Origin of the sequence: Pseudomonas sp. A-1, from assembly GCF_004801855.1 — a bacterium.
Lineage (GTDB): Bacteria > Pseudomonadota > Gammaproteobacteria > Pseudomonadales > Pseudomonadaceae > Geopseudomonas.
The window spans coordinates 1-5,649 of record NZ_SSTC01000147.1 but is presented as its reverse complement, the minus strand read 5'-3'; the positions used below and the strand labels follow the sequence as shown (position 1 = coordinate 5,649).

Annotated in this window: 4 protein-coding genes and 1 pseudogene; all 5 read left to right on the top strand. The window is 68.2% G+C overall.

Going from position 1 to position 5,649, the window contains the following annotated elements:
* The first annotated feature begins 153 nt into the window (after window positions 1-153).
* Window positions 154-816 carry a paraquat-inducible protein A gene (locus E5198_RS20080; protein ID WP_136491688.1) on the top strand — a complete coding sequence of 221 codons (663 nt, stop codon included), beginning with the start codon at window positions 154-156 and terminating at the stop codon, window positions 814-816.
* A complete protein-coding gene (locus E5198_RS20075; protein WP_136491687.1) occupies window positions 803-1,423 on the top strand; it encodes a paraquat-inducible protein A in 621 nt (206 codons plus the stop codon). The genes E5198_RS20080 and E5198_RS20075 overlap by 14 nt, the downstream gene beginning before the upstream one ends.
* Window positions 1,416-3,698, top strand: coding sequence for a PqiB family protein (locus E5198_RS20070; protein ID WP_136491686.1), 2,283 nt, complete (start codon window positions 1,416-1,418; stop codon window positions 3,696-3,698). Before E5198_RS20075 ends, E5198_RS20070 begins: the two co-directional genes overlap by 8 nt.
* Window positions 3,699-3,811: 113 nt before the next feature.
* A complete protein-coding gene (locus E5198_RS20065) occupies window positions 3,812-5,359 on the top strand; it encodes a 2-isopropylmalate synthase (RefSeq protein ID WP_136491685.1) in 1,548 nt (515 codons plus the stop codon).
* Window positions 5,356-5,649 (top strand): annotated as a pseudogene (locus E5198_RS22135) (protein TonB); the annotation flags it as partial. The gene E5198_RS20065 and the pseudogene E5198_RS22135, both read left to right, overlap by 4 nt.

The following is a 5,649-nucleotide window of genomic DNA, read 5'->3' as shown; positions in this document are numbered from 1 at the left end:
GGCTTCCCCATGTGAGAGTAGGTCATCGTCAAGCACCTATACAGAAACCCCGATCAGCCACGCTGGTCGGGGTTTCGCTTTTGCCTTGAAAACTTCGATGCCCGAAGGATCAGCTCGGATAAGATGGCCCTGATTGCCTCGTGAGTGACGCGCATGCCCGATCCGGCGCCCCCATCCCCCGTTCCCCTGCAGCAGCTGCCGCTGGAGCAGCTCGTGGCCTGCCACGAGTGCGATCTGCTGATGCGCAAGCCTGACCTGACCCTGGAGCAGAAAGCCTCCTGCCCGCGCTGTGGCTATGAACTGTTCGCACGTCGCGCGCAGGTCGAGCGGCGCAGCCTGGCGCTGGTACTGACCGCTCTGGCGCTGTTCCTGCCGGCCAATTTCCTGCCGATCATGCAGCTCAACCTGCTCGGCCAAACCACCCAGGACACCATCTGGAGCGGCGTGGTCAGCCTTTACCGCAGCGGGATGGTCGCGGTGGCGCTGGTGGTGTTCCTGTGCAGCATGGTGGTGCCCCTGCTCAAGCTGCTCTGCCAGCTGCTGGTGCTGCTGTGCATCCGCTGGCGGAAGGGGCTGCGGCTGGGGCGTGGCGTCTATCGTTCCTATCATCACCTGCGCGAGTGGGGGATGCTCGAGGTCTATCTGATCGGCATCCTGGTTTCCATCGTCAAGCTGGTCGACATGGCCGATCTCAGCCTCGGCACGGGACTGTTCTGCTTCGTCGGTCTGCTGCTTGCGCAGGTCTGGCTGGAGGTGACCATGTCGCCCCAGCAGATCTGGGACGCTCTGGAGGCGGAGAACGATGCGCGCGCTTGATGCCGGTATCCTGGTCTGTGACGAGTGCCACCAGCTCAGTCACCATGTCCCCGGCGAGCGGCAGCGCTGCCGCCGCTGCGGGGCGCCCCTGCATGCCCGTCGGCCCAACAGCATTGCGCGTACCTGGGCGCTGCTGCTGGCGGCCGCGCTGCTCTACATTCCGGCCAACCTGCTGCCGATCATGACCGTCAACCTGTTCGGCCAGGGCAGCCCGGCGACCATCATGGAAGGCGTGCTGGAGCTGATCCATGCCGGCATGCTGCCCATCGCCCTGGTGGTGTTCGTCGCCAGCATCCTGGTGCCGACCTTCAAGCTGGTCGGCATCGCCCTGCTGCTTTACTCGGTGCAGCGCCACCTGCCGCTGTCGCCGCGCCAGCGCATCTTCATGTTCCGCTTCATTGAGTGGATCGGCCGCTGGTCGATGCTGGACATCTTCGTCATCGCCATCCTGGTTGCCCTGGTCAGCTTCGGCAACCTGGCCAGCATCGAGGCCGGTGCCGGCGCCATGGCCTTCGCCGCGGTGGTGATACTCACCATGCTGGCGGCGGTCACCTTCGACCCCCGGCTGATCTGGGACAACACCGACGCAGACCATCCCCATGAGTGAACTCGCCCAACCCGACATCCGCAGGACCAGCAGCTGGTCCGCCATCTGGGTGCTGCCGCTGCTCGCCCTGGCCATCGGCCTGTGGCTGCTGTGGCGCGCCTTCAGCGAGGCCGGCATCGAGATCCGCGTGCACTTCGCCGACGGTGACGGCATCCAGGTCAGCAAGACCCAGGTCATCTACAAGGGCATCCCGGTCGGCAAGGTCGTCGACCTGCAGGTCAGCCCGGACATGCAGGGCGTCGATGCGACCATCGAGATCAACCGCGAGGCCGAGGACTACCTGAGCGAGAACACCCGCTTCTGGCTGGTCCGGCCACGGGTATCGCTGGCTGGGGTGACCGGGCTGGAAACCCTGGTGTCCGGCATCTACATCGCCATCGAGCCGGTGAAGGGCGAGCCGGCTCGCACCTTCAAGGCGCTGAGCGAACCGCCGGCGCTATCCGATGCGCTGCCCGGTCTGCACATCACCCTCAAGGCCGATCGCCTCGGCTCGCTGGACCAGGGCAGTCCGGTGTTCTACCGGCAGATCCAGGTCGGTCAGGTCAAGAGCTACCGCCTCGGCGAGGACCAGCGCACCGTCGAGATCCAGATCTTCATCCAGCCGGCCTATGCCCACCTGGTGCGCAAGCACACCCGTTTCTGGAACGCCAGCGGCATCAGCTTCAGCGGCGGCCTGTCCGGCTTCAAGCTGCGCACCGAGTCGCTGGTCAGCCTGGCCACCGGTGGCATCGCCTTCGCCACCCCGGAACATCGTCAGGACAGCCCGCCGACCGATCCGGCCTTCCCCTTCCGCCTGTACGAGGACTTCGAGGCAGCCGAGGCCGGTTTCCGGGTCCAGCTGCAACTGGACGACGTCAGCGGCCTGCAGCCCGGACGCACACCGGTGATCTTCAATGGCGTACAGGTCGGCACGCTGCGCAAGATCGACATGGGCCGCGACTTTTCCCGGCCGATCGCCGAGCTGACCATGGACCCGCGCACCGAGGAGCTGCTGCTCGGCAGCAGCGAGTTCTGGGTGGTCAAGCCGTCGATCTCGCTGGCCGGGATCACCGGCCTCGAGGCGCTGGTGCAGGGTAACTTCATCGCCGTGCGCTTCGGCAGGGAAGGCAGCATGGCCCGCGAGTTCAGCATCCGGCCCAAGGCGCCGCCACTGGACGTGAACGCCCCGGGCCTGCACCTGGTACTGAGCACCGATCGTCTCGGCTCGCTGGACGTCGGCAGCCCGCTGCTCTATCGGCAGATGCGCGTGGGCAGCGTGCAGAACTACCAGCTCGCCCCCGACCGTCGCACCGTGCTGCTGGACGTGCACATCGAGCCCGACTATGCCGGACTGGTGAATGCCTCGACGCGTTTCTGGAACGCCAGCGGCATCACCCTCAAGGGCGGCCTGTCCGGCGTCGAGGTGAAGAGCGAGTCGCTGCAGACCCTGGTGCTGGGGGGCATCGCCTTCGACACCCCCGATCTACAGGCGCCGCCGGTACCCCGCTCGCGGCGTTTTGCGCTGTTCGCCGACGAGGGGCAGGCGCGCGAGCGCGGCCGCTTGATCGAGCTGCGCACCGCGCGCGCCGATGGCCTGGGCGAGGGAACCCCGCTGCGCTATCGGGGCCTGCAGGTCGGCCGGGTGGAGCGGGTTCGCCTCAGCGACGACCTGGCCGCAGTGCTGGTCGATGTGCGTGTCAGCCAGGCCGAGGAGCGCATCGCCCGCGCCGGCAGCCGCTTCTGGGTGGTGCGCCCCGAGCTGGGCCTGGCGCGCACCGCCAACCTCGATACCCTGGTCAGCGGTCCCTATCTGGAAGTGCAGCCGTCGCCGGGTGACGGCGCGCCGCGGCGCAGCTTCGAACTGCTGGCCCAGGCGCCGCAGGCGGCCGTCGATGCCGACGGCTTGGCACTGGTCCTGAGTGCGGAGCGCAGCGGCTCGGTCGAGGCCGGCGATCCGGTGACCTACCGGCAGGTGCCGGTGGGCCAGGTCGTCCGCCTGGAGCTGGGGCCTACCGCCGACCGCGTGCTGATCCACATCCTCATCGAGCCGCGCTATGCGCCGCTGGTGCGCGGCGGCAGCCGGTTCTGGAACGCCAGCGGCGTCGATGTCGACTTCGGCCTGCTCAAGGGCATGCAGGTACGCACCGAGTCGGTCGAGGCGATCGTCGCCGGTGGCATCGCCTTTGCCACCCCCGACGAGCAGCGTCCGGTGCAACCGGGACAGACCTTCGTGCTGTTCGACGAACCGCAGGCAGAATGGCTGCAGTGGGCACCGAAGATCCCGCTGCCCCAGTGACCTCTCGGGCGAGGCGCTTTCCCGGCCGCGGGATTCGCGCCACAATCTGCGGATAACCAGAACGGCGTGCAGCGCCACGCCCGCGCCGGCGACCGGATCGCCAGGAGACCGACATGAGCAACGACCGCGTCATCATATTCGACACCACGCTGCGCGACGGCGAGCAGAGCCCTGGCGCGTCCATGACCAGGGAAGAGAAGCTGCGCATCGCCAAGGCGCTGGAGCGCATGCGCGTCGACGTGATCGAAGCGGGCTTCGCCATCGCCAGCCCGGGTGACTTCGAGTCGGTCAAGGCGGTCGCCGAGGCGGTCAAGGACAGCACCGTGTGCAGCCTGGCGCGTGCCCTCGACGCCGACATCGAGCGCGCCGCCGAGGCGCTGAAGAACGCCAACTCCGGACGCATCCACACCTTCATCGCCACCAGCCCGATCCACATGCAGTACAAGCTGCGCATGCAGCCGGATCAGGTCATCGAGCAGGCAGTGCGCGCGGTGAAGAAGGCGCGCAGCCTGTGCGCCGACGTGGAGTTCTCCTGCGAGGATGCCGGCCGCTCGGAGATCGACTTCCTCTGCCGGATCATCGAGGCGGCCATCGACGCCGGGGCGCGCACCATCAACATCCCGGACACCGTCGGTTACGCGATCCCGCACCAGTACGCCGACACCATCCGCCAGTTGCTCGAGCGCATCCCCAACGCCGACAAGGCGGTGTTCTCGGTGCACTGCCACAACGACCTCGGCCTGGCCGTGGCCAACTCGCTGGCCGCGGTGGTCGCCGGTGCCCGCCAGGTGGAGTGCACCATCAACGGTCTCGGCGAGCGCGCCGGCAACGCCGCGCTGGAAGAGATCGTGATGGCGATCAAGACCCGCAAGGACCTGCTCGACGTCTACACCAGCATCGAGACCGAGCACATCCTCAGCACCTCGCGGCTGGTCTCCGGCATCACCGGCTTCCCGGTGCAGCCGAACAAGGCCATCGTCGGCGCCAACGCCTTCGCCCACGAGTCGGGCATCCATCAGGACGGCGTGCTCAAGCACCGCGAAACCTACGAGATCATGCGTGCCCAGGACGTCGGCTGGAACGCCAACAAGATGGTCATGGGCAAACACTCGGGGCGCAACGCCTTCCGCGCGCGCCTCGAGGAGCTGGGCATCGTCCTGCCCGGCGAGGCCGAGCTGAACGCCGCCTTCGCCCGCTTCAAGGAGCTGGCCGACAAGAAGCACGAGATCTTCGACGAGGACCTGCAGGCGCTGGTGACCGACAGCCTGGCCGAGGAGGCGCCGGAACACTTCAAGCTGGTCTGTCTCGGCGTCACCAGCCGCACCGGCGAGGTGCCGCACGCCGAGCTGGTGCTCAGCGTCGACGGCGTCGAGCACAAGGTCGCGGCCTCCGGTGCCGGCCCGGTGGACGCCACCTTCCAGGCCATCGAGGCGATCGCCCAGTCGCAGGCCAACCTGCAGCTGTATTCGGTCAACGCCATCACCCAGGGCACCGACTCCCAGGGTGAGGTGACCGTGCGCCTGGAGAAGGGCGGGCGCATCGTCAACGGCAACGGCGCCGACACCGACATCCTCGCCGCCTCGGCCAAGGCCTACCTCAACGCGCTGAACCTGATGCAGGCCGGCGTCCATCGCACCCACCCGCAGGCGGACGGCGTTTGATCGACGAACAGCGCCGCCGCGCCTACCTCGGCGCCATGCAGGTGACCAGTTGGTTGCCGCGCATGGCGCTGCCGTTCGCCGCGCCCTCGCGCCCCGAACTGCTGGTGGTGACGCCGCAGGCCGAACCGCCGCGTCCGCAGGCAGCGCCGGGCGTTCGTCCGGCCCCGATCGCCCGTCCGCAGACGGAGGTGCCGGCCGCCAAGCCGCCGGTCATGCCGCGCAAGGCCACGGTGCTGCCGCTCCGGCCGACGGCCGACAAGGCGGCTGCAGCGCCGGCCGAGGTCGCCCCG

What these genes read in the sequence shown, in the direction of transcription:
- E5198_RS20080 (WP_136491688.1), top strand. Translation starts at nt 154, where the DNA reads ATGCCCGATCCGGCGCCCCCATCCCCCGTTCCCCTGCAGCAGCTGCCG.
- E5198_RS20075 (WP_136491687.1), top strand. Translation starts at nt 803, where the DNA reads ATGCGCGCGCTTGATGCCGGTATCCTGGTCTGTGACGAGTGCCACCAG.
- E5198_RS20070 (WP_136491686.1), top strand. Translation starts at nt 1,416, where the DNA reads ATGAGTGAACTCGCCCAACCCGACATCCGCAGGACCAGCAGCTGGTCC.
- E5198_RS20065 (WP_136491685.1), top strand. Translation starts at nt 3,812, where the DNA reads ATGAGCAACGACCGCGTCATCATATTCGACACCACGCTGCGCGACGGC.